This is a genomic window from Oerskovia sp. Root22 (genome assembly GCF_001429135.1).
Lineage (GTDB): Bacteria > Actinomycetota > Actinomycetes > Actinomycetales > Cellulomonadaceae > Oerskovia > Oerskovia enterophila.
Genome location: NZ_LMIL01000007.1, coordinates 544,779 through 571,712 on the forward strand (window position 1 = coordinate 544,779; position 26,934 = coordinate 571,712).

Annotated in this window: 28 protein-coding genes; 10 read left to right on the forward strand and 18 right to left on the reverse strand. The window is 72.7% G+C overall.

Going from position 1 to position 26,934, the window contains the following annotated elements:
* Position 1 precedes the first annotated feature (1 nt).
* From ASE15_RS20785 to eda, 4 genes are all read right to left on the reverse strand, one after another.
* Positions 2 to 94, reverse strand: a complete 93-nt coding sequence (locus ASE15_RS20785; RefSeq protein ID WP_139107727.1) for a potassium-transporting ATPase subunit F — start codon at positions 92 to 94, stop codon at positions 2 to 4.
* Between the two features lie 623 nt (positions 95 to 717).
* Entirely contained in the window at positions 718 to 1,086 is a 369-nt protein-coding gene (locus ASE15_RS07370) for a hypothetical protein (RefSeq protein WP_056647827.1), read from the reverse strand.
* A 250-nt stretch (positions 1,087 to 1,336) separates the two neighbouring features.
* Positions 1,337 to 2,464, reverse strand: a complete 1,128-nt coding sequence (locus ASE15_RS07375; RefSeq protein ID WP_056647823.1) for a sugar kinase — start codon at positions 2,462 to 2,464, stop codon at positions 1,337 to 1,339.
* 6 nt (positions 2,465 to 2,470) lie between these two features.
* Positions 2,471 to 3,190, reverse strand: a complete 720-nt coding sequence (gene eda, locus ASE15_RS07380; RefSeq protein ID WP_056762474.1) for a bifunctional 4-hydroxy-2-oxoglutarate aldolase/2-dehydro-3-deoxy-phosphogluconate aldolase — start codon at positions 3,188 to 3,190, stop codon at positions 2,471 to 2,473.
* A gap of 73 nt (positions 3,191 to 3,263) precedes the next feature.
* Here eda and ASE15_RS07385 point away from each other — a divergent pair, with 73 nt between their 5' ends.
* From ASE15_RS07385 to ASE15_RS07395, 3 genes are all read left to right on the forward strand, one after another.
* Positions 3,264 to 4,103, forward strand: coding sequence for an IclR family transcriptional regulator (locus ASE15_RS07385; RefSeq protein ID WP_056647818.1), 840 nt, complete (start codon positions 3,264 to 3,266; stop codon positions 4,101 to 4,103).
* Positions 4,104 to 4,311: 208 nt separating this feature from the next.
* Positions 4,312 to 4,707: a universal stress protein gene (locus ASE15_RS07390; protein WP_056647815.1), complete on the forward strand. Its 396-nt coding sequence runs from the start codon at positions 4,312 to 4,314 to the stop codon at positions 4,705 to 4,707.
* 24 nt (positions 4,708 to 4,731) lie between these two features.
* Entirely contained in the window at positions 4,732 to 5,334 is a 603-nt protein-coding gene (locus tag ASE15_RS07395; protein ID WP_056647812.1) for a hypothetical protein, read from the forward strand.
* An 86-nt stretch (positions 5,335 to 5,420) separates the two neighbouring features.
* On the opposite strand, the gene ASE15_RS07400 is transcribed toward ASE15_RS07395, so the two are convergent.
* Both ASE15_RS07400 and ASE15_RS07405 read right to left on the reverse strand, forming a co-directional pair.
* Positions 5,421 to 6,308, reverse strand: a complete 888-nt coding sequence (locus tag ASE15_RS07400) for a VOC family protein (RefSeq protein ID WP_056762716.1) — start codon at positions 6,306 to 6,308, stop codon at positions 5,421 to 5,423.
* A gap of 277 nt (positions 6,309 to 6,585) precedes the next feature.
* On the reverse strand, positions 6,586 to 7,467 hold the full coding sequence (locus ASE15_RS07405) for an SDR family oxidoreductase (protein WP_056647809.1): 882 nt from the start codon (positions 7,465 to 7,467) through the stop codon (positions 6,586 to 6,588).
* A gap of 126 nt (positions 7,468 to 7,593) precedes the next feature.
* Between ASE15_RS07405 and ASE15_RS07410 the strand changes: the two genes are divergently transcribed.
* The 3 genes from ASE15_RS07410 to ASE15_RS07420 all read left to right on the forward strand — a co-directional run bounded on the left by ASE15_RS07410 (position 7,594) and on the right by ASE15_RS07420 (position 9,679).
* Positions 7,594 to 8,004: a helix-turn-helix domain-containing protein gene (locus ASE15_RS07410; RefSeq protein ID WP_255354265.1), complete on the forward strand. Its 411-nt coding sequence runs from the start codon at positions 7,594 to 7,596 to the stop codon at positions 8,002 to 8,004.
* 139 nt (positions 8,005 to 8,143) lie between these two features.
* Complete coding sequence (moaA, locus tag ASE15_RS07415) at positions 8,144 to 9,298, forward strand: GTP 3',8-cyclase MoaA (RefSeq protein ID WP_056647806.1); 1,155 nt, start codon at positions 8,144 to 8,146, stop codon at positions 9,296 to 9,298.
* 144 nt (positions 9,299 to 9,442) lie between these two features.
* Positions 9,443 to 9,679, forward strand: coding sequence for a hypothetical protein (locus ASE15_RS07420; RefSeq protein WP_056647803.1), 237 nt, complete (start codon positions 9,443 to 9,445; stop codon positions 9,677 to 9,679).
* A gap of 36 nt (positions 9,680 to 9,715) precedes the next feature.
* On the opposite strand, the gene ASE15_RS07425 is transcribed toward ASE15_RS07420, so the two are convergent.
* The 3 genes from ASE15_RS07425 to ASE15_RS07435 form a co-directional block, all read right to left on the reverse strand.
* Positions 9,716 to 10,168, reverse strand: a complete 453-nt coding sequence (locus ASE15_RS07425; RefSeq protein ID WP_235534234.1) for a molybdenum cofactor biosynthesis protein MoaE — start codon at positions 10,166 to 10,168, stop codon at positions 9,716 to 9,718.
* A 65-nt stretch (positions 10,169 to 10,233) separates the two neighbouring features.
* Positions 10,234 to 11,586 carry a gephyrin-like molybdotransferase Glp gene (gene glp, locus ASE15_RS07430; RefSeq protein ID WP_235534235.1) on the reverse strand — a complete coding sequence of 451 codons (1,353 nt, stop codon included), beginning with the start codon at positions 11,584 to 11,586 and terminating at the stop codon, positions 10,234 to 10,236.
* An 87-nt stretch (positions 11,587 to 11,673) separates the two neighbouring features.
* Entirely contained in the window at positions 11,674 to 12,153 is a 480-nt protein-coding gene (locus ASE15_RS07435; protein WP_056647801.1) for a nucleoside deaminase, read from the reverse strand.
* A 109-nt stretch (positions 12,154 to 12,262) separates the two neighbouring features.
* Here ASE15_RS07435 and nhaA point away from each other — a divergent pair, with 109 nt between their 5' ends.
* Together nhaA and ASE15_RS07445 are read left to right on the forward strand one after the other, a co-directional pair.
* Positions 12,263 to 13,711, forward strand: coding sequence for a Na+/H+ antiporter NhaA (gene nhaA, locus ASE15_RS07440; protein ID WP_082608636.1), 1,449 nt, complete (start codon positions 12,263 to 12,265; stop codon positions 13,709 to 13,711).
* Positions 13,712 to 13,856: 145 nt separating this feature from the next.
* Positions 13,857 to 15,584: an MFS transporter gene (locus tag ASE15_RS07445; RefSeq protein ID WP_235534238.1), complete on the forward strand. Its 1,728-nt coding sequence runs from the start codon at positions 13,857 to 13,859 to the stop codon at positions 15,582 to 15,584.
* Here ASE15_RS07445 and ASE15_RS07450 read toward each other — a convergent pair.
* The 7 genes from ASE15_RS07450 to ASE15_RS07480 form a co-directional block, all read right to left on the reverse strand.
* Positions 15,572 to 16,138, reverse strand: coding sequence for a thioredoxin domain-containing protein (locus tag ASE15_RS07450; protein ID WP_157257416.1), 567 nt, complete (start codon positions 16,136 to 16,138; stop codon positions 15,572 to 15,574). The two genes, ASE15_RS07445 and ASE15_RS07450, sit on opposite strands and share 13 nt — an antisense overlap.
* 11 nt (positions 16,139 to 16,149) lie before the next feature.
* Entirely contained in the window at positions 16,150 to 16,407 is a 258-nt protein-coding gene (locus ASE15_RS07455) for an acylphosphatase (protein WP_235534239.1), read from the reverse strand.
* Positions 16,408 to 16,584: 177 nt separating this feature from the next.
* A complete protein-coding gene (locus ASE15_RS07460) occupies positions 16,585 to 17,070 on the reverse strand; it encodes a dsRBD fold-containing protein (RefSeq protein ID WP_056647791.1) in 486 nt (161 codons plus the stop codon).
* 114 nt (positions 17,071 to 17,184) lie between these two features.
* On the reverse strand, positions 17,185 to 17,916 hold the full coding sequence (locus ASE15_RS07465) for an amino acid ABC transporter ATP-binding protein (RefSeq protein ID WP_056647788.1): 732 nt from the start codon (positions 17,914 to 17,916) through the stop codon (positions 17,185 to 17,187).
* Positions 17,913 to 18,851: an amino acid ABC transporter permease gene (locus ASE15_RS07470; RefSeq protein WP_082608633.1), complete on the reverse strand. Its 939-nt coding sequence runs from the start codon at positions 18,849 to 18,851 to the stop codon at positions 17,913 to 17,915. Before ASE15_RS07470 ends, ASE15_RS07465 begins: the two co-directional genes overlap by 4 nt.
* 1 nt (position 18,852) lies before the next feature.
* The gene (locus ASE15_RS07475) at positions 18,853 to 19,707 is read right to left on the reverse strand and encodes an ABC transporter substrate-binding protein (RefSeq protein ID WP_056647785.1); all 855 of its coding nucleotides are present in this window, start codon (positions 19,705 to 19,707) and stop codon (positions 18,853 to 18,855) included.
* Positions 19,708 to 19,865: 158 nt separating this feature from the next.
* The gene (locus ASE15_RS07480) at positions 19,866 to 20,360 is read right to left on the reverse strand and encodes a MarR family winged helix-turn-helix transcriptional regulator (RefSeq protein ID WP_056647782.1); all 495 of its coding nucleotides are present in this window, start codon (positions 20,358 to 20,360) and stop codon (positions 19,866 to 19,868) included.
* Positions 20,361 to 20,470: 110 nt separating this feature from the next.
* Here ASE15_RS07480 and ASE15_RS07485 point away from each other — a divergent pair, with 110 nt between their 5' ends.
* The gene (locus ASE15_RS07485; RefSeq protein ID WP_056647779.1) at positions 20,471 to 21,094 is read left to right on the forward strand and encodes an NADPH-dependent F420 reductase; all 624 of its coding nucleotides are present in this window, start codon (positions 20,471 to 20,473) and stop codon (positions 21,092 to 21,094) included.
* 696 nt (positions 21,095 to 21,790) lie between these two features.
* Here ASE15_RS07485 and ASE15_RS07495 read toward each other — a convergent pair.
* Positions 21,791 to 22,810, reverse strand: a complete 1,020-nt coding sequence (locus tag ASE15_RS07495; RefSeq protein ID WP_056647775.1) for an aldose 1-epimerase — start codon at positions 22,808 to 22,810, stop codon at positions 21,791 to 21,793.
* A gap of 228 nt (positions 22,811 to 23,038) precedes the next feature.
* Entirely contained in the window at positions 23,039 to 26,053 is a 3,015-nt protein-coding gene (locus ASE15_RS07500; RefSeq protein WP_056647772.1) for a UPF0182 family protein, read from the reverse strand.
* A gap of 229 nt (positions 26,054 to 26,282) precedes the next feature.
* Here ASE15_RS07500 and ASE15_RS07505 point away from each other — a divergent pair, with 229 nt between their 5' ends.
* Entirely contained in the window at positions 26,283 to 26,912 is a 630-nt protein-coding gene (locus ASE15_RS07505) for a PPA1309 family protein (protein WP_082608632.1), read from the forward strand.
* The last annotated feature ends 22 nt before the right edge of the window (positions 26,913 to 26,934 follow it).

Consider the following 26,934-nt stretch of genomic DNA (forward strand, 5'->3'; position numbering starts at 1 on the left):
CTCACCGGACCTTGTCGCTGCGGAGGAGGGCGACGAACAGGTAGCCGAGCAGCACCACGACGGCACCGAGCCCGACCCAGTCGAGGACCGTCATGACGTGGACCCCCCGGAGGAGCCGTGGCGGCGGGCCACGAGGCCGACGGCGGTGAAGAACACCACGGTCAGCAGGATGTAGGCCAGGTCGGCCATCTGAGTTCTGCCTTCGAACGTCGTGCGGCGGGCGGATCTCGGGGACCGCGGGCAGGTGCCGTGGTCGGCGGGGAGGCGCCGTGCCGGTGCGCAGCTCCTGCGCACACCCCAGGTCTATGCCGTGCAGGACGGCGTGGGGCGGGACGTTGACGGGTTCTTGACGGGGGTGCCGCGGGTGTTGACGCAACCCTGACGGGAGGGGTTGGGGGCGGCGTGGGGGACGCGCCCGCCCGGATGAGTTGTCAGAACCACACCGGGCTATCCCCCGGCCCACTTCTGACAACTAGTCCACGCTGCGTCACCGCCTCGCCGCTCCGCGTCGTGCACCGCCATGTCGACGACGTCACCACGTCACGCCGGGGTCGCCGCGACCTCGCGCCGCCCCGATGAGTTGTCAGAACCACACCGGGCTATCCCCCGGCCCAGTTCTGACAACGAAGCGGCGGGAAGGGACGCCGTTGTCGAGAGCCACCGGGCGGGCTCAGGGCAGCGGCGCAGTCGACGTCGAGCATCAGTCCGCGTCGAGCATCACTCGGCGTCGAGACGCTCGCGCAGCTCTTCCGCCAGGTGCAGGTCGTCGTCGAGCGCCGCGAGCGCGTCCGCGAGCAGGGGCAGCGCCTCGGCGCCTGCGAGGAACCGGGCGGCCGCGACGTCGTCGTGCAGCTGGAGCGCGAGGTCCGCCCGCAGGACGAGCGCCCGGAAGCGCAGGCGCTCGGACACGGTGCGGGTCCTGACGCCCTCGGCGTCGAACGCCCTGTCGAGGACGCGGGCCGCGCCGGTGGGGTCCCCGGCCCCGCGCAGGATGCGCGCGTGCTCGACCGCTCGGGCGATGTCGGACGGCGCGTCGACCGTGCGGCGCGGGAGGCGGCCCAACGGCACCTCACCACGCTGCACCACGTGAACCTCCTCGTGCTCGTCGGGCCACGGCGGCTCCCGACGAACCGTGTCCGATCTGTCCGTCCTCGTCCACCCTAGCCGCGACCTCCGGGCACCGCTCGGGATGGGGACGGCGCGCCGCCGACGAGCGGCGGCCGGGCGCAGTGCGAGCACCAGGGCCCCGGGGCCGCACCCAGCCGCCCCCGAGATGCGGCGAACGGGGGCCCGGAACGCTCCTGGACCCCCGTTCGCCGCATCTCGACGAGCACGGTCAGCGCTGCACGCGCGCGCTCCCGCCCGAGGCGAGCTTGCGGACCTCGGCGAGCGACGCCGTCGACGTGTCCCCCGGCGTGGTCATCGCGATCGCCCCGTGGGCTGCGCCGTACTCGACGGCCTCCTGGATCGAGCCGAGCTCCATGAGCCCGTACGCGAGGCCCGAGGCGAACGAGTCGCCCCCGCCCACGCGGTCGAGGATCTCGAGGTCGGCGCGGTGCGTGGCCTCGGCGAAGCCCTGGACCCGGGACCACGCGATGGCCCCCCAGTCGTTGCGCGTGGCCGAGCGTACGGCCCGCAGCGTGGTGCCGATGACCTGGAAGTTCGGGTACGCCGCTGCGGCGGTCTCGATCATGGCGCGGAACGCCGCGGTGTCGAGGTCCGTCAGGTTCTCGTCCACGCCCTCGATCTCGAACCCGAGGCTCGCGGTGAAGTCCTCCTCGTTGCCGATCATGACGTCGACGTACTGCGCGAGGTGGCGGTTGACCTCCTGCGCACGCGCGGGCCCGCCGATGCCCTGCCACAGCGAGGGACGGTAGTTGAGGTCGTAGGACACGACGGTGCCGTGCTTGCGCGCGGCCCGCATCGCGGCCTCGGCGACGTCCGCGGACGACGCGGACAGCGCGGCGAAGATCCCGCCCGTGTGCAGCCAGCGCACCCCCCGCCCGAACAGCTCGTCCCAGTCCACGTCCTCGGGCCGCATCTGGGCGATCGCGGTGTTGCCCCGGTCGCTCACGCCCACCGCGCCGCGCACGCCGTAGCCGCGCTCGGTGAAGTTGAGCCCGTTGCGGACCGTGCGACCGATCCCGTCGTACGGGACCCACTGCACGTAGCTCGTGTCGAGGCCGCCCGTGAGCATGAGGTCCTCGACCAGGCGGCCGACCTCGTTGTCCGCGAGCGCCGTGACGATCGCGCCGCGCAGGCCGAAGCAGCGGCGCAGGCCGCGCGCGACGTTGTACTCGCCTCCGCCCTCCCACGCGTCGAACGAGCGGGTGGTCTTGATGCGTCGCTCGCCCGGGTCGAGGCGCAGCATGACCTCGCCCAGGGAGACGACGTCGTAGGTGCAGTCCGCGGCCGGGCGCAGCTCCAGGGGGGCGCCGGCGGGAAGGGTGGTCGTGTCGGTCATGTCAGCTCACTTTCCTGCGGCGGCAACGGCGGGGTCTCCGGCGACGGGCGCCGGAGAGACGGTGGGCACTGCCGGCGCGAGCGACGCCGCGAGGGCGACGGCCTGCGCCGAGCGGCGCGCGATCTCGGCGAAGTCTCCAGCCTCCACGAGGGACTTCTCGACCATCCACGAGCCGCCCACGGCCAGGACGGAGGGCACCGAGAGGTACTCGGTCGCGTTGGCCGCGCTCACACCACCCGTGGGGACGAACCGCAGGCCGGGGAACGGCGCGGACAGCGCCTTGATCGCGGGCACTCCCCCGTTGATCGCGGCGGGGAAGAACTTCACGACGTCGAGCCCCAGGGCCAAGGCGGCCATGATGTCCGACGGCGTCGCGACGCCCGGGAAGATCGGCAGGCCGTGGTGCTGCGCTCGGCGCACGACGTCGGCGCTCAGCCCGGGCGAGACCAGGAAGCGCGCACCGGCGTCGACGGCCTGGTCGACCTGGTCGGTGTTGACGACCGTGCCGGCCCCCGTCACGAGCTCGGGCAGCTCGCGCGTGACGGCGGCGATCGCTGCGCGGGCACCGGCGGTGCGGAAGGTGATCTCGGCGATGGGCAGGCCGCCGTCCAGGAGAGCGGCTCCGAGGGCGAGCGCCTGGGCCTCGTCCTCCACGACGACCACGGGCACGACCCGCAGCGTGGCGAAGAGCTGGTCGAGGTCGGTCGGGGGCGCAGCGGGTGACATGAGGCCTCGCGTTTCGTTATAGTGAACGGATGTTCTGGAATACGAAATCACTCTACGTGAGCGGCGCGCCCGCGTGGTAGCCCGCCCGAGCACCGAGACCCCGCGCGCCGACTCCCCGGCAGACCACGCCGCCGCGAGCAGCCCGCTCGGCTCGGTCGACAAGGCCCTGCTCGCCCTCGAGCGGCTCGCGGCCGCAGGGCCGGACGGGCTCACCCTGGGCTCGCTCGCGGCCGAGCTGGGCCTCAACAAGACCTCGCTGCACCGCACGCTGTCGGCCCTGCGCTTCCGCGGCTACGCGGACCAGGACCCCGCGACGGGCAGCTATCGCCTGGGCCCCGCCGCGACCGCGCTCGGGGACACGTTCCTGGGCGAGGAGAATCTGCCGGCGCTCCTGGGCCCGGCGCTCACGGCCGTGTGCGAGGCATCGGGCGAGCTCATCCACCTGGGCGTCCTGTCGGGCCCGGAGATCGTCTACCTCGACAAGGTCGAGCCGGCACGGGCGGTCAGGGTCTGGTCGGCGATCGGACGACGCCGCCCCGCCGCGACGACCGCGCTCGGACGGGCGCTCCTCGCGTTCCGGACCACCGATCGCTCGGCCATGTCCTGGTACGCCGCCGCGACCGGCGACGCAGGCCCCACGACGATCACCGCGGACTCGCTCTGGGACACGCTGGCCACCGCCCGGGCCGACGGCTACGCGACCGAGACCGAGGAGAACGAGCCCGGGATCAGCTGCCTCGCCGTGCCGCTGCTGCGTGCTGGACAGGCCGTCGCCGCACTGTCCGTCACGGCACCGGCCGACCGCATGGGACCGGACCGGCACCGCGGGCTCGCCCGGATCGTCCGCTCCGTGGCCCCGCCGCTCCTGCCCTCGTCACTGAGCCTCCCTGACGCGCTCGACGCGAACGCCTGACCTGCGACGGGACGTCCGGCGCCACCCGCTTCCCGTCGGGGAGCCCGCGACGAGGCTCGAGCGCCGCGCGGCCCGCGGCGCCGTCGGGCATCCGGACTGGCGACGCGCTCCCACGCTCCCTGCGCGCACCCCCGGGGTGTGAGAGAGTGCGAGGGCACACGCGATCTGCCCGCTGATCCGGGCACGACGAACGAGGAGCACAACGGCGATGACCGTTCTTGTGGCCTACAACGACTCGCCACAGGGTGAGGCGGCCCTGCATGCCGGAGCCGCCGAGGCGGTCCGCCGAGACCTTCCGCTGGCGATCTTCGTCCTGACCCCGCTCGAGGGCCCGCCGCAGGACGACCCGCCCCTCCCGCCCGACCTGGCGCACCTGCTCGACGCCCTCCCCGCGGGCACCCCCGCGGCGAGCGTCACCTACCGCGAGTCGCGCGTCGACCCTGCGGACGCGATCCTCGACGAGGCCGAGCGCCTGACCGCGAGCCTCGTCGTGATCGGCTCGCGCAAGCGCTCCCCCGTCGGCAAGTTCCTGCTCGGCAGCACCACGCAGCGCGTCCTGCTCGACGCCCACGCTCCCGTGCTGGTCATCAAGGCCAAGCACTAGCCCCACCTCACGCCAGGAGGTCTCATGGACCCGGTCGTCGCAGGTCTCGTCATCGTCGCCGTCGGCCTGCTGCTGTGCTTCTTCGGCGTCGGCTCGGTCCACCTGGCGGTGATCGCCTCCGGGTTCGGCCTCGGCTGGATGCTCGGCGACCTGTTCGGGGCGAGCCAGTCCACCGCGCTGCTGCTCGGGGTCCTGGGCGGGCTCGTCGCCTGGATCGCCGTGGCGTTCGTGTTCAAGCTCGCATCGTTCTTCATCGGGATCGTGACGGGCGCCGTGATCGGCGCCAAGCTCTACGGCACGGTCTCGGGCGACTCGGGCAACTGGATCCTCGCGGCGATCATCGTCATCGCGGTCGCGGCGGCGTGCGGCTTCCTCGCCGACAAGTACCGGCGCCGGGCCCTGCTGTGGCTCACGACGATCGGTGGCGCAGGCCTCGTGCTGGGCGGCCTGGGCCGCGTGTCCCCCGACACGCTGGGGTTCCTGCGCGACCCGTCCGCAGGGTGGGAGCAGGTCGTGTCGTTCCTGGCGTGGGCCGCGCTCGCGCTGGCCGGGTGGCTCGTGCAGCGCAAGCTGTTCGCCAAGCGTCTAGGCATCACTCGCGGTGAGGCCGAGGCCACCAAGGGCTGACACGCTCCCCGCTGGGTGCGGGGCTCGTGCGAGCGCGCGCCGGGCGCGCACCGCACGAGCCGCACCCAGCGGGGAGCGAGCGCGCCTCAGCGCACCGCGACCTCGATGAGGTTCTTCCACGGGTCGTCGAACCGCAGCGTCGCGCCGTCGTGACGCATCTGGATCCCGCGCCGGGACAGCCGGTCGACGAGCGCCGTGACGTCGTCCTCGGAGGGCACCGAGATCGCGACCTGCCCCAGGCCCAGCGTCGAGGCGCGCGGCCCCGCCCCCCGGCTGTTCCAGGTGTTCATGGCCATGTGGTGGTGATACCCGCCCGCCGAGACGAACAGCGCGCTCGGCAGCGAGGCCGTGGCCTCGAAGCCCAGGGTGTCGACGTAGAACTCGCGGGCCGTGGGGATGTCGCCCACCTGGAGGTGCACGTGCCCCACCACGGTGTCGTCCGGCCCGACGACGTCGGTCGAGAGCGCGCGCTCGAGCGCCGCGTCGGTGAGGTGCTCCTGCATGAACGCGTTGGGGTCGATGTAGAGCGTGTCCATCGCGACCTGGCCGTCCTGCCAGCTCCAGGTCTCGCGCGGGCGGTCGTGGTAGAGCTCGACGCCGTTGCCCTCGGGGTCGGTGAAGTAGAACGCCTCGGAGACCAGGTGGTCGCCGCTGCCGACGAACGTGCTGGGCGCGGTGCGCGCGACCGAGGCGACGGCTGCGGCGAGCGCGGGCGCGTCGTCGAACAGCAGGGCCGTGTGGAACAGGCCCGCCTCGCCGCGGCGTGCGCGCGGCAGGTCCTTGCCGCGGCGCAGGACCACGAGCGGGGTCGCGCCGCGCCCGAGGACCACGGTCTCGTCGCGCGAGCCGGCCCCGGCGCCGGGGATCGCCGCGAGCAGGGCGTCCGACGGCGTCAGCACGGCCAGGGAGAGCGCGTCCCGGTAGTAGCGGGTCATCAGGTCGAGGTCCGCGACGTGCAGCGTCACGGCGTCCATCGAGGTCTCCGCGGACAGCAGGTCCTTGGTCGCGAAGGCGGTGGCGTCGGTGCCGGGCAGGCGAGAAGCGGTCTCCGCGGGGCTGTTCGTTCGGTCAGTCATGATGTCCTCCGTCCAGGGCCGGGTCCCGACCTCTGTCCTCCAGAATAGTTGAAGGTTTAACTAAATGGAAGCCTGAGGTGTTCCCGGCACCCGCCCGTCGGCGTCGAGTGCGTAGTTGTGCCGCGACACGCCCGGCGTGTCGCGGCACAACCACGCACTCAGCGGGAGTCAGTCGTCACGCGGCCGACGTCACGCCCACCGCAGCCCGCAGGCCCTCGGCGAGCGGCGTTGTCGGGCGCCCGATGAGGCGCGCGAGCTCGCCCGACGTCGCCGCGAGCAGACCGTCGCGCGTGTTGCCGTCGAGCGCGACCACGAAGCCCGCGGTCCCCTCGTCGAGGCCCGCGTCGAGCAGGACCTGGGTGTGCACCTCGGGGGTCACGTCCTGGTAGACGACCTCGCGACCGACGATCTCCGCGATGGTCGCGGCGAGGAACGGGTAGTCCCACGCGACGTCGCCCGAGAGCTCGTGGACGCCGCCCTCGTAGGCCGCGTCGTCGTTGGCCGCGGCGAGGACCACGGCCGCCGCCTCGGCGTAGTCCTTGCGGCTCGCGGACGCGACGCGCCCGTCGCCCACGCTGCCGAGCACGACGCCGGTCTCGCGCGCCTGCTCGACGTTACCGACGTAGTTCTCGGTGTACCAGCCGTTGCGCAGGATCGTGGCGGGCAGGCCCGAGGCCGCGATGAGCTCCTCGGTCGCCTTGTGCTCGGGGGCCAGGACCAGCGCGGACGTGGTGGCCTGCGGAGCGCTGGTGTAGACGAGGTGACGGACGCCGGCGGCCCGGGCAGCCTCGACGACGTTCGCGTGCTGCTGGACACGCTGACCCACCTCGGAGCCCGAGACGAGGAGGACGACGTCGACGCCCTCGAGAGCGGTCCCGAGGGTCTCGGGGCGCGAGTAGTCGGCCTCGCGGACGACGACTCCACGCTCGGCGAGGTCGGCGGCCCTGGCCGGCGTGCGGACGGCGGCGACGATCTGCTCGGGGGCGACGCCGCGCTCGAGGAGCGAGTCGACGACGAGGTGTCCGAGGTGTCCGGTGGCGGCGGTGACGGCGATCATGGGGTCCTCCTGAAGGGGTGGTGGGTACCGCGACAGCCTGGCACTAACTTTTCGTAAGTGCAATCCTTTCAGCAGTGCGGCATACATCACAGTGCTCACGAACCGCCTGCGCGCTAGGCTGTCCTCGTGACAGACCTCCAGCCCGCCCCCGAGACCACGGGACCGTCCGACGAGATGCTCGCGGACGTGTTCCAGCGCGGCTGCACGTCCCGCCACGCGCTCGAGGCCGTGACGGGCCGCTGGGGAGTGCTGACCGTCGCAGGGCTGCGGGACGGCGCCGTGCGCTTCAACGCGCTGCGTCGACGCATCGACGGCGTGAGCGAGAAGATGCTCGCCCAGACGCTCCAGGGGCTCGAGCGCGACGGGCTGGTCGTGCGCGAGGTCCGCGCGACCATCCCCCCGCACGTCGAGTACTCGCTCACCGACCTCGGGCGGGTCGTCGCCGACAAGCTCGTCGACCTCATCGACGTCCTCGAGGGCGCGGTCCCGCAGGTGGTCGCCGCCCAGGAGGCGTACGACGCCCGGTCCGCACGCTGACCCGTCACCGCTTGTTCGCGCGGCCGTCCCGCCGAGTGCATGATCGCGCTGCGACACGCCCGGCGAGTCCCAGCCGAATCACGCACTCAGCACTGGGCAGACCCCGCCCGACCTCCCGCCGCTGCGTAGACTCGCGACCATGACTGCCGTCGCGCTCGGCCTGCCCCGCGTGCGCTCCTCCGGGGCGCCGAGCACCCTGGGACGCCCGGACACCGAGGCGCTCGTCGACCGCTACGGTCGCGTCGCCCACGACCTGCGCGTCTCGGTGACCGAGAAGTGCTCGCTGCGTTGCACCTACTGCATGCCCGCCGAGGGGCTCCCCGCGATCCCCCGCAAGGACCTGCTGACCCCGGCCGAGATCGGGCGCCTCGTGGGGATCGGCTACCGCCTGGGCATCCGCGACGTGCGGTTCACGGGCGGCGAGCCGCTCATGCGCCCCGACCTCGCCGAGATCGTGCGCCGCTCACGCGCCGCCGCACCGGGCGTGCGGATCTCGATGACGACCAACGCGATCGGCCTCGACAAGCGCGTCGGCGAGCTCGTGGATGCCGGGCTGGACCGCGTCAACGTGTCGCTCGACAGCATCGACCGCCGGCACTTCGCCGAGCTCACGCGGCGCGACCGGCTCCCCCAGGTGCTCGCGGGGATCCAGGCCGCGCTCGACGCGGGCCTGTCGCCCGTCAAGCTCAACGCGGTCCTCATGCCCGAGACCCTCGCGGGCGCCGCCGACCTGCTCGCGTGGGCCGTGGAGCACGGGTGCCGGCTGCGGTTCATCGAGCAGATGCCGCTCGACGCGGACCAGAACTGGGACCGCGACCAGCTCGTCTCGGCCGAACGTCTGCTCGACGTCCTGGGTGCCCGATTCGACCTGAGGCCTGTGGGCCGCGAGGACCCTTCGGCCCCCGCAGAGGAGTGGGCCGTCGACGGCGGGCCCGCGACCGTCGGGATCATCGCCTCGGTCACGCGCTCGTTCTGCGGGGACTGCGACCGGACCCGGCTCACCGCGGAGGGGACCGTGCGCTCGTGCCTGTTCGGCAACGAGGAGGTCGACCTGCGCGCTCTCCTGCGGTCGGGTCACGACGCGGGCTCCCGGGCAGCGCCGCGCACGCACGTGCCCGACGACGGCGCGTCCGACGCGCAGATCGCCGCGGCCTGGCAGGCAGCCATGTGGGCCAAGCCGTTCGCGCACGGTCTCGATCGCGGGGCCCCCGACGCGGGGGCGATCGGCGGCCCGGCAGGCGACCCCGAGGCCTTCGCGCGCACCGAGCGCAGCATGGGCGCGATCGGCGGCTGAGCACCCGCTGGGTGCGTCGGGCGACGCGCCTCGACCAGCACATCGACGAGCCGTGCACAAACGTGTCCAAGGTCATCGGGTGATCCGCCCCGGCGACCCTCGCGGCACCCGGCCGGAAGGGCCCTCCAGACCTACCATGGAGGGGTGGCACTCCTCGAACTTCCCAGCGACACCAGCACCACTCCCGAGCCCGCTCCCCGGACCGACGCCCTCCCGGTCCACCGCCCCGGCCCGAGCCGCCTCACCGCGGGACCCAGCACCGTGCTGGGCACCCTGATCGGCACCGTGGCGGGCACGCTCCTGCTCGCCGGCCCCGGCCTGATCCTGGGCGCCCTCGTCGGCATCGGGTTCGGCCTCCTCAAGGACAACCCGCGCGACTGACCGGGCGGGCGGCTGCCCCCTCCCGGTACAAGACGCCTACAGCCCGACCCACTCCGAGTCGCCGTCGGTGAAGTGCTGGCGCTTCCAGATGGGTACCTCGGCCTTGATGCGCTCGACGAGCAGCGAGCAGGCCGCGAACGCCTCGGCCCGGTGCCCCGAGGCGACGCTCGCGACGAGCGCGACGTCCCCGATCGTCAGCACGCCGTACCGGTGGACGGCCGCGACGCGCAGGCCCGTCTCCGCGGAGACGGCCGCGCAGCACCGCCGGAGCACCTCGGTCGCGTCGGGGTGCGCCTCGTAGTCGAGGCCCGTGACGTCGCGCCCGCCGTCGACGTCCCGCACGACCCCCCGGAAGGTCACGACGGCGCCGCACTCGCGCGAGGACACCGCGCCTTCCACGGACCGCACCACGACGTCGTCGAGCACGTCCCTCGTCACGCGCGACACGTCGCGCGCCGCGGCACCGCCCTGCCCGTCGGTGACCGGCACACTCTCATGCTGCTTCTCGTCACGCGTCACCGTCGGTTCTCCCTCGGTCGTCCCGTCCATCCCGCTCACAGCCTCACGACCCGTACCTGCTCGCCCGCCGCGACGCGTTCGACACCCTCGGGCACCTCGATCAGCACGTCGGCCGCGGCCATGGTCGCCACGAGGTGCGATCCCGCGCCGCCGACGACCGTGACGCTCCCGTCCGGCCCCGTGCGCCCCCGCAGCATCTGCCGCTTGCCCGGCGGCGAGACGATCACCTCGACGGTCCTGCGGGTCTCGGGGTCGCGTCGCGGTCTCCCCGCCGCGCGTTCGAGGACCTCGCGCGCGAACACCACGAACGAGACCTGGGCGCTGACCGGGTTGCCCGGGAAGGTCAGGACCGGCGTCCCGTGGACGGTGCCGAAGCCCTGCGGCCCGCCGGGCTGCATCGCGACGGGACGGAAGGTCACCCCGTCCCCCAGGGTGTCCTTGACGACCTCGTACGCCCCCTGGCTCACACCGCCCGACGTGAGGATCAGGTCCGCCTCCTGCGCGGCCCGTGCGAGCACGGCCGACAGCTCGGCAGGGTCGTCCCCCGTGCGCTCGGCCAGGGTCACGACGGCGCCGGCCCGCCGGGCCGCGGCCGAGAGCCCGGTGAGGTTCGCGTCGTAGACCTGCCCGGGGACCGCGACCTGCCCGGGCTCGACGACCTCGGTCCCGGTCGAGACGACCGCAACACGTACGCGCACCACGACGTCGAGCTCGGCCACCCCGCACGACGCGGCCGCGGCCAGGTGCTGCGGTCCCAGGAGCGTCCCGGCGGGCAGGACCACGTCGCCTGCGCCGACGTCGGACCCGACGTCGCGGACGAACTCTCCGACCCCGCGCGGCGCCAGCACGCCGACCTGGTCCCCGAGGGTCCCTCGCGTGGCCCCGGCCGTGCGTGCACCGAAGCGCGCGGCGTCGGTGTCCTCGACGGGCACGACGGCGTCGCTCCCCTCGGGCACGACGGCTCCGGTCATGATCCGGGCCGCGGTCCGCGCGGCGAGCGGGGCGGGCACGCCCGGCCCCGCGGGGATCTCCGCGACGACGGGCAGCAGCACAGGGCTCCCCTCGGTCGCGCCTGAGACGTCCGCGGACCGCACCGCGTACCCGTCCATCTGGGAGCTGCGGAACCCGGGCAGGGGAGACGGTGCGTGCAGGTCGGTCGCGAGCACCCGGTCGAGCGCGTCGGCGATCGTCACGCGCTCGGAGCCGCGACCGGCGAACGCGGGGCCCAGGAGCGCCTCGACCTCGCGACGGTGCTGCTCGACGCTCACCCGCACCACGCCCGTCGCCGACGGTGGACTCTCCGCCGGTGCCGTCTCTGCACCGACGGCGAGCCCCGTCGTCGGGCCGCTCGATCCCTCGGTGCTCGGCGCAACCCGCTCTGCTGTCACTTCTGCTCCTCGTCCGGGCCCCGCCCAGGGCCACCTTGCCCCAGCCTGTCACGACCGGGCTGCCGCGAGCACGAACGCCCAGCGGGCTCAGTAGCCGGTGTGAGAGTCGAGCGCGCGCCAGGCGTCGAACGGCTCGCCCGACGATGCGGTGCGCTGCCGCCGGACGGGCGGCGAACGGTCCTCAGGAGCCTCCGCGAAGAACTCGTAGAACGCGGCGTCGTCGAACCCTGCGCGTGCCGCGTCTCCTCGGTCGGCCGCGAACCAGATCGCGTCGACCCGTGCCCAGAGGCCTGCCGCCAGGCACATGGGGCACGGCTCGCAGCTCGCGTAGAGCACCGACCCTCGAAGGTCGAACGTCCCCAGGGCGGCGCAGGCCGCTCGGATCGCGACGACCTCCGCATGAGCAGTCGGGTCGTTGGTCGAGGTCACGCGGTTGGCGCCCTCGAAGACCTGTCCGTCCGAGGTCACGAGCAACGCTCCGAACGGCCCCCCGTCGGCGGCGACGTTCGCGACGGCGACGGCAACGGCTCTCTCGAGGTGCGCGGCGTGCGTGTCAGAGGTATCCATCGGTTGACGCTAGCAGCGAGGGACGCGAGGCACGGACGCCTCGCGCAGGCGGCCCGCACGGTTCCGGACACCCGTTGCGCCCGGCGCCGCGCGCTGCGACCTTGGAGCGGTGACGTCCACTCCCCCGGTCCCGCCGACCCAGCCCGGCGGGCGCCCGCTCCTCCCCACGCTCGACCAGCGCCCAGGACCGCCCCTGCGCTTCCCCGTGCGTCCCGTCGCCCCGGCCGTCCGGCAGTTCCTGGCGACCGAGGCGGGCGGCGCGGTGCTCCTCCTCGCGGCGACCGTGATCGCGCTCGTGTGGGCGAACTCGCCGTGGTCGGCCGCGTACGAGGACCTGTGGTCCACCACGGCCGGCATGCACCTCGGCGACTGGTCGCTCGACATGGACCTGCACCACTGGGTCAACGACGCCGCGATGGCGATCTTCTTCCTGGTGATCGGCCTCGAGATCAACCGCGAGGTCACGAGCGGCGAGCTCCGCAACCGCCGGACGGTCGCGGTCCCCGCGCTCGGCGCGCTGGGCGGCCTCCTGGTGCCCGCGCTGATCTACCTGGCGTTCAACGCGGGCACCGACGCGCAGCACGGCTGGGGCGTGGTCATGTCGACCGACACCGCGTTCCTCGTGGGGGTCCTCGCACTGTTCGGCCCGCGCTGCCCCGACCGGCTCCGGCTGTTCCTGCTGACGCTCGCGGTCGTCGACGACATCGGGGCCATCACGGTGATGGCCGTCTTCTACAACGACGGCGTGTGGCTGCCCGGGCTGGGCATCGCGGGAGTGCTCGTGGTCGCGCTCCTCGTGATGCGCTGGCTCGGTGTCTGGCGCCTCGCGCCCTACGTGGGCGTGGGCGTGGCCCTGTGGCTCGCGGTGTACTCCTCGGGCGTCCACGCGACGCTCGCGGGCGTGCTCGTCGGGCTGCTCATCCCGTCGCGCCGGTCGCGACGCGACCAGGTCGACGACGTCCCGGGGTACGCCCAGCGGCTGCGCGAGGAGACGACCGCGGAGCGCGAGCACCTGACCGAGCTCGCCGCGCGCGCAGCGGTCCCCGCGAGCGACCGGCTCCAGCGCGTCCTGCACCCGTGGAGCGCGTACGTCGTGGTCCCCGTGTTCGGTCTGGCCAACGCGGGCGTGCAGCTCGACGCCGAGTCGTTGTCGGCCGCGATGACGTCCCGGCTGACGATCGGCGTCGCGGTCGCGCTCGTGGTGGGCAACGCCGTCGGGATCTTCGGCGCCTCGGCCCTCGCGCTGCGTCTCGGCCTGGGCGACCTGCCCGGGCGCGTGCGCTACTCGCACCTGCTGGGCGGTGCGATGCTCGCCGGGATCGGGTTCACCATCTCGCTGTTCATCGCCGAGCTCGCGTTCGACGACGAGGCGCTGGTCGAGCAGGCCAAGATCGGGATCCTCGCGGGCTCGCTGGTCGCCGCGGTCGCGGGCTCCGTGACGCTGCGCATCCTGGGCGAGCGGCTGCCGCTGTGCTCGCCCGAGTCCCCCGGACCGCCGCCCGGGCTGCCCCCGAGACCGTGGCGGGCGCCCGAGGCCACGCAGGACGCCGACGCGTAGACCTCCTTGCCACCGGCCCCCCTCGTGCGGTGGCCCGTCCGCCCCCCGGGCGACACACTGAGACTCTCAGCGGGTCGTCGGCGGCCCGCTGCCGCGACGCAGACGACAGGGGCGACCATGGGCTCGCGCAGCACCAGAGCAGACCGTGCCACGCACCGCTGAGCGCGCCACGGGCATCGTCCTGCTGACGCTCGCCTCGGGCCAGTTCGTCATGACGCTCGACAGCTCGGTCATGAACGTGTCGATCGCCCAGGTCGCGCACGACGTGGGTACCACCGTGACCGGCATCCAGACCGCGATCACGCTCTACACGCTCGTCATGGCCACGCTCATGATCCCTGGTGGCAAGATCGGCGGGCTGATCGGACGCCGTCGGGCCTTCGTGATCGGCTGCGTGATCTACGCGTGCGGGTCCTTCACGACCGCCCTGGCACCGAACCTCGGCGTCCTGATCTTCGGCTGGTCCTTCCTGGAGGGGATCGGCGCGGCGCTCATCATGCCCGCGATCGTGGCGCTCGTCGCCTCGAACTTCGCCGCCCCCGACCGACCGCGCGCCTACGGTCTCGTGGCCTCGGCGGGCGCCATCGCCGTGGCGGCCGGCCCGCTCATCGGCGGGCTCGTCACGACGTACTGGACGTGGCGCTACGTGTTCGCGGGCGAGGTCGTGATCGTGGCCGTGATCCTGCTGCTCACGCGCAAGATCGCCGACGCCCCGCTCGGCCCGAGGTTCCGGCTCGACCTGGTCGGCGCGGCGCTCTCGGCGATCGGCCTGGGCGTCGCGGTGTTCGGCGTGCTGCGCTCGGGCGAGTGGGGCTGGGTCCAGACGCGACCAGGCGGACCCTCGTGGATCGGGCTGTCCCCGACCATCTGGCTGATCCTCGCGGGGCTGCTGGTCGTGCGGCTGTTCTTCGCGTGGGAGCACCGCGTCGTCGCGGCGGGCAAGGAGCCGCTCGTGCGGCCCGACATGCTGCGCAACGCGCAGCTCAACGGCGGCCTGACGATGTTCTTCTTCCAGTTCCTGCTCCAGGCCGGGCTGTTCTTCACGGTCCCCCTGTACCTGTCGGTCGCACTGGGGATGTCCGCGCTCGACACGGGCATCCGCCTGCTGCCGCTGTCCGTGACGCTCCTGATCGCCGCGGTCGGGATCCCGCGCTTCTTCCCGCGCGCCTCGCCGCGCACGGTCGTCCGCTGGGGCGTCGCCTCGCTGCTCGCGGGGATCGTGAGCCTGCTGGCAGGGCTCGAGGTGGGGGCCGGCGCCGAGGTGGTCACGGTTCCCCTGGCCCTCGCCGGGCTCGGCGTGGGGGCGCTGGCCTCGCAGCTCGGGGCCGTGACGGTCTCGGCCGTGCCCGATGAGCAGAGCGGCGACGTCGGCGGGCTGCAGAACACCCTGACGAACCTGGGGGCCTCGCTCGGCACCGCGCTCGCCGGGTCGGTGCTCATCGCGGGCCTCACGGCCACGTTCCTCCAGGGGGTCGCGGACAACCCGGCGGTCCGCGCCGAGGTCGCCGCGACGGCCCAGGTCGAGCTCGCGGGCGGGGTCCCCTTCATCTCCGACGCCCAGGTCGAGGAGGCGCTCACGGCCGCTGGCCTGCCCGACGACGAGGTCGCCGCGATCACGGCCGAGAACGAGGCCGCGCGCATCACAGGGCTCCGGGCGAGCCTCGCGGTCCTCGCGGTCGTGGCCCTGCTCGCGCTCTTCTTCGCGCGGCTGATCCCGACCCGCCCCGTGGGCGAACCGGCCGCCGGTGGGACCGGGCCGGACGACCCGGCACCTCCCCGTGAGCCCCAGGACCGGGACGAGCCTGCTGCCCCCGACGCCGCGGGGGCGCCGTCACTGCCTGCTCCGGAGGACGGGACCCCTCAGGCGCCCTGACCTGCGGCGGCCAGTGCGGCGGCGACCGCGGCACGCAGGCCGTCCTCGGTCACGCGCCCGCGGTACCTCTCGCCGTCGACGTACACCGTGGGCGTCCCGCGCACCCCGAGCGCGGCCCCGGCCAGGTAGTCACGCTCGACGACGTCGCCGTGCCGCTGCGCCGCGTCGCCGACCACGCTCGCACCGTCGAGCCCGAGCTTCTGCGCCCAGTGCGCGAGGGCCGTGTCGTCGAGCCGGTCCTGGTGCGCGAACAGGAGGTCGTGCATGTCCCAGAACCGGCCCTGCTCCCCGGCCGCCTCGGCCGCGAGCGCCGCAGTGAGCGCGTACGGGTGCACCTCGAAGAGCGGGAAGTGGCGGAAGACCAAGCGCACCTGCCCGCCGGACTCCTCGACGACCGATCGCAGCGCGGGCGCCGCGTCGTGGCAGTAGGGGCACTCGAAGTCGCCGAACTCGACGATCGTCACGGGGGCGTCGGGGTTCCCGAACACGTGGGCGTCGGGCGGGACGAGGTCGGTGGCTCGCGGCGTGGCAGGGCTGCCCGGTGCGGAGGTCATGTGCCCCAGCATCACACCGGCCGCACGTCGACGCCCGTCACCCGGCCCGGCGTCCGGTCGCTGCGCAACCAGGCGACCAGGGCGTCGACCGCGGACACCGCTCCACGGGCCGTGACGAGCACGGTCCCGTCGGGCAGGTTCTGGGCCTCGCACGCGAGGCCCAGCTCGGCCGCCCGGCGTGCGGTGGCCCAGCGGAAGCCGACGCCCTGCACGTGACCGTGCACGACGGCGCGGACCGCTGTGACGGACGCGTCTGCCACTACTGCCACACCCCGAGGATCGTGGTCAGGAGCGAGGCGACGCCCGTGGCGACGAAGCGCGGGCCGGCGCCGGCGCTGCTGTTCATCGCGCCGCCCTCCCGTCATGCCAGGCGCTGCTCACGGCGTACGACCGCCGACCGACGTGGGGTCAGTCGTCACCGGGTCCCGGGCCTGCCGCGCCTCCACTCAGTGGTGCACGTGCGCGGGCACTCCCGTGGAGCCCTCGATCTCCGACTCCGCGAGGCCGAGCAGCCGGTCGGCGAGCGCGCGCAGCGCACGCGCCGCGGCGACGTGGTCGCCGATCGCCTCGATCTCGGAGTCCCCGGGGTCCTTGCGAGCCCTGCCCACGGCGTGGAGCTCGGACGGGACGTCCCCGACCAGGATGGCCTCCGCCGTCGTGCGCCCCTCGCTCTCCACGAGGCTGACCTGGACGTGCCATGACTTCGAGTGCACCGGGACCGTGACCTCGTGCGCGACGGCCCCCTCCACCGGGGCGCGGACCAGGGTGTCCGGCCCCGGGTAGACCAGGGTCCGTTCGCCCGTGTCGGCCCACTCGACCAGGAAGGGCGGCGAACCGTCCTCGTGCTGGACCTCGACGACCATGCCGTCACGCACGGCGCCGCCCACCACCCCCGAGGCCCGGATGATCCTGTCTCCCACCGCTGCCAACATGTCGTGCCTCCTCGCTGAGGAACCTGCTTCCATCATGCGCGCCGCGGGCCGCGCACGAAAGAGCGCGCACCGCCCGGCGGAAGCCACGAACCCCGCAGGGCCGCTGCGACGCCCTCAGCGCAGCCGGCGCAGGAACTCCCGCGTCCGCTCGCGCTGCGGGTCGCCAAGGACCTGCTCGGGCGTGCCGCGCTCGTGCACGCGCCCCTGGTGCAGGAAGCAGACCTCGTCGGCGACCTCGCGCGCGAAGCCCATCTCGTGGGTCGCGACGAGCATCGTCACGCCCTCGGCACGCAGGTCCGCGAGCAGGTCGAGGACCTCGCCGACGAGCTCGGGATCGAGCGCCGAGGTGACCTCGTCGAGCAGCAGGAGCTCGGGCGAGGACACGAGCGCCCGCGCGATCGCGGCCCGCTGCTGCTCTCCCCCGCTGAGCTGGTCGGGGTAGGCCGTCATGCGGTGCGCGAGGCCGACCCGACGCAGCATGGCCTCGGCCGCCGCCTCGGCCTCCGCGCGGCCCCGCTTGTGCACGAGGCGCGGGGCGAGGGTCACGTTGTCCATGACCTTCATGTGCGGGAACAGGTTGTACGACTGGAAGACCAGGCCCATGCGCGCCCGGACGGCGTTCGCGTCGAGGCGTGGGTCCGCCACGTCCTGCCCGTCGAGCAGGATCTCGCCGTCGTCGATCTCCTCCAGGAGGTTCACGACGCGCAGCAGCGTCGACTTGCCCGAGCCCGACGCCCCGACGAGCACGACGCAGCGGTGCTCGTCGACGTCGAGGTCGATCCCGTCGAGCACCAGGCGCTCGCCGTACGTCTTGCGGATCCCGCGCAGGGACAGCAGGTGGCTCATCGGATGGCCCCCGCACCGCTCACGGTCGCGAGCGACCCGCGCCAGCCCTGGCGCGCCGAGTAGACGTCGACCACACGCGTGAGCGGGATCGAGACCAGCAGGAACAGGACGCCCGCCACGACGTAGGGCGTGAAGTTGTAGCTGCCCGAGGCCGCGATCTGCGCGGCCCGGATCGCGTCCACGGCACCCAGGATCGAGATGAGCCCCGAGTCCTTCTGGAGCGAGACGAGGTTGCTCGCGAGCGGGGCGGTCACGTGCCGCACGGCCTGCGGCAGGACGACCCTGCGGGTCGTCTGGGCGCGCGTGAGGCCGAGCGAGCGCGCGGCCGAGACCTGCGACGGGTGCACCGACTCGATCCCGGCCCGGAACACCTCGGCCAGGTACGCGGTGTACGTGAGGATGATCGCGAGCGCACCGAGGAACGCCCCCGACGTCGGCAGCCACTCGAGCCGAAGCGCCGGCAGGCCGAACCCGACGAGCAGCAGGACCAGCAGCAGCGGCACGCCGCGGAACACGTCGACGTACGCGACCGCGAACGCGCGCAGCGGGAACAGGGCCGGGATGCGGCTCGTGCGGATCACGGCGAGCGTCATGCCGAGCACCATCCCGACGACCGACGCCACGACCCACACCCGCAGGTTGAGCCACAGTCCCTCGGCGATCGCGGGGAGCGAGTCCCAGGCGCTCTGCGGGGAGAAGAACGCGTCGCGCGTGCGCTCCCACCCGGGGGCCGTGGTCACCACGACGTACAGGACCGCGACGACGACCACGGTCGAGAGGACGGACACCCACGCGGCCCGACGGCGGCGCGCACGCCGGTAGGACTCCCTCGCCCGGGCGAGGGGCGACGGGGTCCAGCCCGCGCTCGCGGGGCGAGCGCCGTCGTCGGGCACGGGGCCGTCCTGTGGCGCGGCGCCCGACGCGCCCTCGCTCATCTCAGCCCAGCTCGGGGATGTCGTCCGACTTGAGCCAGGTCGTGCGCAGCTCGGCGAGCGTGCCGTCGGCCTCGAGCGCGTCGACCGCGGCAGAGACGCACTCGGTGAGCGTCGAGTTGAGGTCGAGGACCAGGCCGTACTGCTCGACCGTGCCCTGGTCCGGCAGCGTGCCGACGACCACGGAGTCGGGGAAGTACTCGGTCGAGGCCGCGACGCCCTGGTCGACGTCCATGATCATGACGTCGATCGTGCCCGACTGCAGCGCCGTCATGCCGTCACCCGCACCGTTGAACGGGACGAGGTTCGCGTCGTCGCCGAACGCAGCCTTGGCGAGCGTGAGGCTCGTCTGGGCGGCCGTGACGCCGATGCGCAGGTCCTTGAGCTCGTCGAGCGTCGTGGCCGAGGCGTACGGGCCGGCCTCCTGCACGATCACGCCCTGACGCGTCGTGAGGTAGGGGCTCGAGAAGTCGACGGCCTTGCGGCGCTCGTCCGAGATGGACGTCTGCCAGGCCGCGAAGTCGAACTCCTTGATGCTGGGGCTGACGATCTGCTCGAACGTCACGAGCTCCCACTCGACGTCGTCCTCGGCGTACCCGAGCCGGTCGGCGACCTCGTAGACGAGCGCGGACTCGAAGCCCTCGCCGCTGTCGTGCTCACCGATGTACCAGGGCGAGTAGGCCTCGCCCGCGGCGACGGTCAGCTTGCCGTCGGTGTGCGTGGGCAGGGCGCCCGGCTCGCACGTGGGGGTCGCTGCGCCGGACGGACCGGCGTCGGTCGACGAGTCGGACGAGCAGCCCGCGAGGAGCAGGGCGGTCGAGACGGCTGCGACGGGCAGCACGGCGTTCAGGCGGCGCATGAGGACCTTCCGGGGTCAGGAGGGTGACGAGGCGGTACCGGGCCGCCGCGGGTGACGCGTGCTGCCGGGACTCGCCGGAGGTCGACTCTACGCCGGTCCCACGCGGTGAGACATAGGCGGGACGTCCGGTGAGACGGTGGGGCGCATCACACCGCGCGTCAGTCCTCCGGGAGGTGGAGCGCGTCGAGCCGCCCCTCGGTGTCGAGGGACTCGAGGATCGCCCGGGCGATCCCGTCGAGCTGCTCGACCTGCTCCGGGGTGAGGCGGTCGATGATGTGCTCGCGCACCGTGCCGACATGGCCGGGTGCGGTCGCGACGACCTTGGCCCACCCTGCGTCGGTCAGGACCGCGAGCGTGGCCCGGCGGTCCTCGGGGCAGGGCGTGCGCTCCACGTAGCCGCGCCCCTCGAGCCGCTTCACGACGTGCGACAAGCGCGGAAGGGTCGCGTTGGTCTTGAGCGCGAGGTCCGTCATGCGCAGCGTGCGGTCCTGGGCCTCGGAGAGCATCGCGAGCACGAGGTACTCGAAGTGGGTCAGGTGCGCGTCGCGCTGGAGCTGGGCGTCGAGCACGCCCGGGAGGAGCTCGGAGACGGCCTGGAGGCGCATCCAGGTCCGCAGCTCGCGGGGGGAGAGCCATTGCACGTCGTCGGTCATGGACCCAGTCTACCGAAGATGGTTGACACGACAACTAAGCAGGTCTACGTTAGTTGTATCGACAACCAATCACGCCGGCTCGGGCCGACGTCGCAGCCCCGGAGGACTTCATGACCAGCATCACGATCATCGGCGCAGGGAACATCGCAGCAGGCGTGGCGCGCATCGGCCTCGACGCCGGCGCACAGGTCCAGGTCCTGGCGCGCGACGCCGAGAAGGCCGCGGCACTCGGCTCGGGCGACTCGTTCACCTCGGGCGTCGTGGGTGACGAGATCACGGGCGACCTCGTGGTCCTCGCGCTCCCCTACCCCGCCGTGCCCGAGGTCCTCGCGCAGTACGCCGGCCGCCTCGACGGCAAGGTCCTCGTCGACCCGACCAACCCCGTCGACTTCGCCACGTTCGACTCGCTCGTCGTGCCCGCCGACTCCTCGGCCGCCGCAGAGATCGCCGCGCTCGCCCCGACCGCCAAGGTCCTCAAGGCGTTCAACACCAACTTCGCCTCGACCCTCGCGAGCGGGCAGGTGGCCGACCAGACCGCCACGGTCCTCGTCGCGGGCGACGACAACGACGCCAAGAGCACGCTCGTCGAGCTGGTCCGTGCAGGTGGGCTCAAGGGCGTCGACGCCGGCTCGCTCAAGCGCGCTCGTGAGCTCGAGGCCCTCGGCTTCGTCCAGATGACGCTCGCGGGCTCGGGTGCGACCCAGTGGACCACGGGTTTCACGCTCGCCGACTGACGTGTCGCGATCGGTTGTCAGAGCTGGCCCGGGCTAGAGCCCGGGCCAGCTCTGACAACTCATCCGGGGCACACGCCGCCATCCAGGACCGTGCAACCCGGGAAATGACGAAGGCCCGGTGCAGCATTTCTGCTGAACCGGGCCTTCCTTTGTAGCGGGGGCAGGATTTGAACCTGCGACCTCTGGGTTATGAGCCCAGCGACGCGACCTTCGGCCTGCACTCCTACCTGATTCCCTGTCGGCCACGTCACACCTCGGACGATGTGACCCCTGACAGGCGGACGACGAACGGCCACTGGGCCACCATCCGGCAACGGGCCGGGCAGCGAGGCCACGGCGGCGCGCACCCGTTCGTGAGCCGCACCGCGACCAGCCCGATCAGTTGTCAGAGCCGGCCCGGGGTCGAGCCCGGCCCAGTTCTGACAACTGATCCGGGCACGCAGCGCGACGCAAGGACTCCGCAGGAGCCTCGCCGAGCCGATCAGGGTGAAGCACGTCGCCGAGCCGACCAGAGAGAAGAGCGCCTCACGGGCGCGTCATACCCCACACATGACGAAGGCCCGGTGCAGCATTTCTGCTGAACCGGGCCTTCCTTTGTAGCGGGGGCAGGATTTGAACCTGCGACCTCTGGGTTATGAGCCCAGCGACTTACGGGAGATGGGCCGAGGCGCCAAATCGGGCACCCCGGCCTCCCGTTCACCCCTCGCGCGGCGCGATCACCCGGGTCCCGAAGCGGAACTCGCGCCCCTCCCCCGGCTCGAGCCGGACCTGCTGCGAGCAGTCGGGGCGGTTGAAGGCGTTCGTCAGGCTCTCGACGGGTTCGAGCGCGATCGACGTCCGCGCCCGGGCGCCCAGCCCGTCGCCCGTGTAGACGTGCATGTTGCCGCGCTCCTGCCACACCTCGACCCCCGCGCCGGTCGCCGGATCGAGAACACGCGTGCGGACCCGGCCGTCCGTGTCGGGCACCAGGTCGGTGAACGCGGTGTCGAGCGCGGTCCCGGCGAGCCCCAGCGGCCCGACGACGTCACGCACCTCCCGGGCCGCCTCGCCGTCGAGCGGGATGAGGCGCGCATCCGTCGCGACGGTCGCCCGCGCCGGCACGTGCAGCTCCAGGGCGTCGATCGTGGCGTGGCCCGGGATGCGGAAGTACGGGTGCCAACCAGCCGTGACCGGCGCCGCGACCTGCCCTACGTTGCGGTAGGACCAGGTCACGTCGAGGGCCCGCTCGGTCAGCTCGAAGCGGATCCTCGTCTCGAGGTCGAACGGATAGCCTGCGACGTCGGTCGACCGGACGCACGTCGCGAGCGTCACCGAGACCGCACCGTTGGCGGGACCGTCGACGTCGGCGTCGGGGACGACGTCCCAGTCCTGGAGCCGGACGAAGCCGTGCAGGGTGCCCACCTCGCCCGGCGCGGGCGGGACGTGGTGCGTGGCGCCGTCGAACGTGTAGGTCCCCGCGGCGATACGGTTGGCGAACGGGAACATGAGCCCGGAGCGCGTCGCCTCCTGCGCGAGCAGCTCGGACTCAGCCTCGTACCCGTCGAGGAGGTCGCGCACTTCGCGCTCGCCCCACGGCGCGCGCCAGGCCAGCGCGGTCGCGCCGCGGAGGGCGATGACGAGCTCCGCGCCGCTCGGATGGATGAGCGCGACCGTCGGCAGTGCGCCGAGCGCCCCCTCGACGATGTAAGCGTTGCTGCAAACGGTTGCACTGGTCATGAGGCCCAATGCTTGCCTGCCGTACCAGAAATGACAAACCGTGCCGTCTGGTCGCGCGTGTCGGTCACCCTCAACGTCCGAGCCTGTCACCCTCGACCGGGGAGGCGGCTCCCCCAGACACGACGGAGCGCCGCCCCCGACCCTCTCGGATCAGGAGCGACGCTCCGTCGTCGTGCAGCTCACCTCGACGGGTGGCCGCCGCTCGGGCACCCCGTGCGGGGCGTCGTGTCACGGTGTCGCGGTGTCCCCCAGCTGCTGCTCTGCGGCGATCGCCGACTCGAGCGCGGTCTGCAGGCGTTCCTGCGACTCGCCGTACGCCGCGAAGTCACCCTCGGCGAGGGCGGCCTGACCGTCCTTGATCGCCTGGCTGGCGGCCTGGAGCGCCTGGTCGAGCTGGGCGCGCGCCTCGGGGTTCTCGGTGCCGGTGTCCGGCGTGGTGCCCGTGCCGGGATCGGTGCCCTCGGCCGGCGGGGTGGTCTCCCCGTCCGTCGGGATCTCCGGCAGGACCTCGCCCCCGGCATCACCCGCGTCCGCACCGGACTCGCCCCCGAAGACCTGGTTGAGGGCTTCGTCGAGCGTGTCCGCGAACCCGACCTGGTCACCGAAGTTGACCAGCACCTTGCGCAGCAGCGGGAACTTGGTGCCTTCGGACGCCTGGACGTACACGGGCTGCACGTAGAGCAGCCCGCCGCCCACGGGAAGCGTGAGCAGGTTGCCGTGGATGACCGTCGAGTTGCCGCGGCTGAGGATGTTCAGCTCGTTGGAGACCGTGGGGTCCGAGTCGAACGTGTTCTGCACCTGGCCCGGTCCGGGGACCGTGGCGTTGCGCGGCAGCTCGAGCAGCCTGAGCTTCCCGTAGCTCTCCGACTTCACGCCGGCCGTGCTCCCGGCCTCGGCGTCGACCGCGAGGAAGCCCGTGAGGATCTCTCGGTCGGAGTTGCCGCCCGGGATGAACGTCGTCATGAGCGAGAACGCCGGCGCCTCCTGACCGGGCATCTGGAGCGTCAGGTAGTACGGCGGCTGGAACGGCTTGGTGCCGGCCCCGCGCACCGTGGGGTCTCGCGGCACGTTCCAGAAGTCCTGGCCCGAGAAGAACTCGCGTGCGTCGTCGACGTGGTAGCTCGTGAGCAGCGAGCGCTGGACCTTGAACATGTCCTCGGGGTAGCGCAGGTGGCTCATGAGGTCGCCGCTGATCTCGGAGATCGGCTGGAGCGAGGTCGGGAACACGTTGTTCCACGCCTTGAGGACGGGGTCCTCGGTGTCCCACGCGTACAGGTCCACGGAGCCGTCGTACGCGTCGACGGTGGCCTTGACCGAGTTGCGGATGTAGTTGACCTGCTGCGGCGCGAGGGCCGCGACCGACTGCGAGTTGACCGTCAGGGTGTCCTGCGTCGCCTCGTCGAGGGGCTGCGACGCCGAGTACGGGTAGCTGTTCGTCGTGGTGTAGCCGTCGACGATCCACTTCACGCGCCCGTCGACGACGGCCGGGTAGACCTTGCCGTCGAGCGTCAGATACGGGGCGACCTTGGCGACGCGGTCGCGCGGCGACCGGTCGTACACGATCTGCGAGTCGGTCGTGACACGGTCGGAGAACAGGATCTGCTCGGAGCCGAACTTGAGGGCGTAGAGCAGCTTGGTGCCGAACGAGCCCACGCTGGGGCCCGCCACGGCACCGTCCTCGGCGCCGAACGTGTTGTTGACCTGGCCACCGGCCTCGTCGTCCGGGTAGTCGAACTCCCAGGGCTGGGTGCCCTCGGGGGCTCCGACGATCGAGTACTGGGTCGAGTCCGGGCTGAAGTAGATGCGCGGCTCGTACTCGGGCAGCGACCCCACCGAGGGGATGTCCCCCTCGTAGAAGGCCGGCTGCCCGCCCGGGCCGATCTGGTTGCCGTACGCCGCGACGACGCCGTAGCCGTGCGTGTACACGGTGTGGTCGTTGACCCAGTTGCGCTGGCTCGCACCCAGACCGGCGAGGTTGAGCTCGCGGACCGCGATCACGGTGTCACGGCTCTCGCCGTCGATCATGTACCGGTCGACCGAGAGGGTCTCCTGGAAGTTGTAGTACTGCTTGTTCTGCTGGAGCTGGCGGAACGTCGGGCTGACGATCTGCGGGTCGAGCAGTCGGATCGACGCGGTCGTGTCGGCGTCCGCGCGCAGGGCGCCCGCCTCGGCCTGGGTCTTCGCGTCGTAGTTCGCTGCCTCGACGTCGTCGAGCCCGAACGCGGTCTTGGTCGCGTCGATGTTGCGCTGGATGTACTCGGCCTCGAACTCCTGGGCGTTCGGCGCGACCTGGAAGCGCTGGACGACGGCCGGATAGATGCCGCCGATCGCGATCGCGGAGACCACCATGAGGCCGACCCCGATCGCGGGCAGGCGCCAGTTCCCACGGATCGCCGTGAGCACGAACAGCAGCGCCACGAGGATCGCGACACCGGTCAGGATCGCCTTCGAGGGGATCACGGCGTTGACGTCGGCGTACGAGGCGCCGTCGAACTTGTCACCCGTCGAGGTCAGCAGCGAGTAGCGGTCGAGCCAGTAGTTCGCACCGATGAGGAGCATGAGGACCGCAGCCGTCACGGAGAGCTGCACGCGCGCGGCCTTGGTGGTGCGGGGCCCGTTGCCGGCCCCCGCGCCGATCCGCAGCCCGCCGTACAGGTAGTGCGTCGCGAGCGCCCCGATGCCCGCGATGATGACCGCGGCCATGAGGAACCCGACCACGAACCGCAGCACGGGCAGCGTGAACACGAAGAACGAGATGTCCATCCCGTACTGCGGGTCGTCGGTGCCGAAGGGCACCGAGTTCATCGCCAGCAGGACCGTGCTCCACTGCGAGGACGCCGCCGCTCCGGCGAAGAACCCGATGATGGCGGGCCCCGCGACGGTCACGACCTTGCGCAGCGGCTCGACGGCCTCGCGGTACTGGTCGAGCGTCGCCTGCTCGGGCGTCGAGGGCGCGTAGATGGGGCGTGACCGGTAGGCGAGCGACAGGGACAGGAAGACGAGCCCTCCCATCACCAGGAAGCCGCCGACGAACAGCGCCGCACGGGTCCCCCACTCGGTCCACAGGACGTCCTGGAAGCCGAGCTGGGTGAACCAGAGGACCTCGGTCCAGAACTGGGCGAGCAGGAACAGCAGGAGGACGAGGGCGGCCACGACTGCGACGGCAATGCCGAGCGGGCTACGTCGTCGTTTGGAGCCGGCCTCGCGCCCTGCGGGGCGTCGTGGCGCTGCGGCGAATGACACGGTGGGCTTACCTCTTTGCGTTCGGTCGAGCGTCAGGTCGTCGGGCGTCTGCACCGGTCCCCGTCGATCGCGTCGACCGCCCGCATCCACAGGTGGTCCACAGCCCTGACAGGGTCCGGCCACAGGCCGTCCATTCCGTCAACGGCCCGCAGCGGTTCCAGGTTCCCACAGGACCCGGGACCGGACCCGCCGACTGCGCCGACGTCGTCGGGCCTGACATGCTGGTGCCATGCCCGACACGACCTCCCCGGCCCCCGACCAGCCCGCCGACCCCACCGCACCCGTCCCCACGGGCGTGCCCGACGACGCCCCCGCGCCGATCGTCCCCCTCGCCCAGCTCGCGCTCGCCGACGCCGTGCGCGACGTCGAGGCGCACGTCGCGGCCGACGGCTGGGACTCTCCCCCGCGCGTGTTCGCGCTCGTGCGCACGGCCGATGCGATCGCCGCCAACCCGGGCCTGGCCGACCAGCTCCCGCCCGAGGTCGTGACCGCGGCGCGGGGCATCCCCGACCACCTGGTCTCGGTCGAGCAGGAGGGCCTGCCGGACGCCGAGACGCTCGAGGAGCTGCTCGGCACGCTGTCGTGGCCGTCGACGGTCGACGGCGCGGCGATCGTCGCCGAGCGCGTCATCCTGCCGCCCTCGGCCGAGGAGGGCCTGCCGACCGACCCCGCGGCCGCGCTCGCCTACCTGTCCTCGCACCCGGACCGCCAGGACGTGCGCCTCGCGGTCGGCGTGCTGCGCGACGGCACCCCGTGGTGCGCGGTGCGCACCCGGGCCAACGACGACGGGAACGACGTGGCGTTCGGGCCGGACCTGGTCCCCGGGCTCATCGAGGCGCTGCGCGCCACGTTCGAGTAGCCGCCTGGCTCGTCGAGCTGCT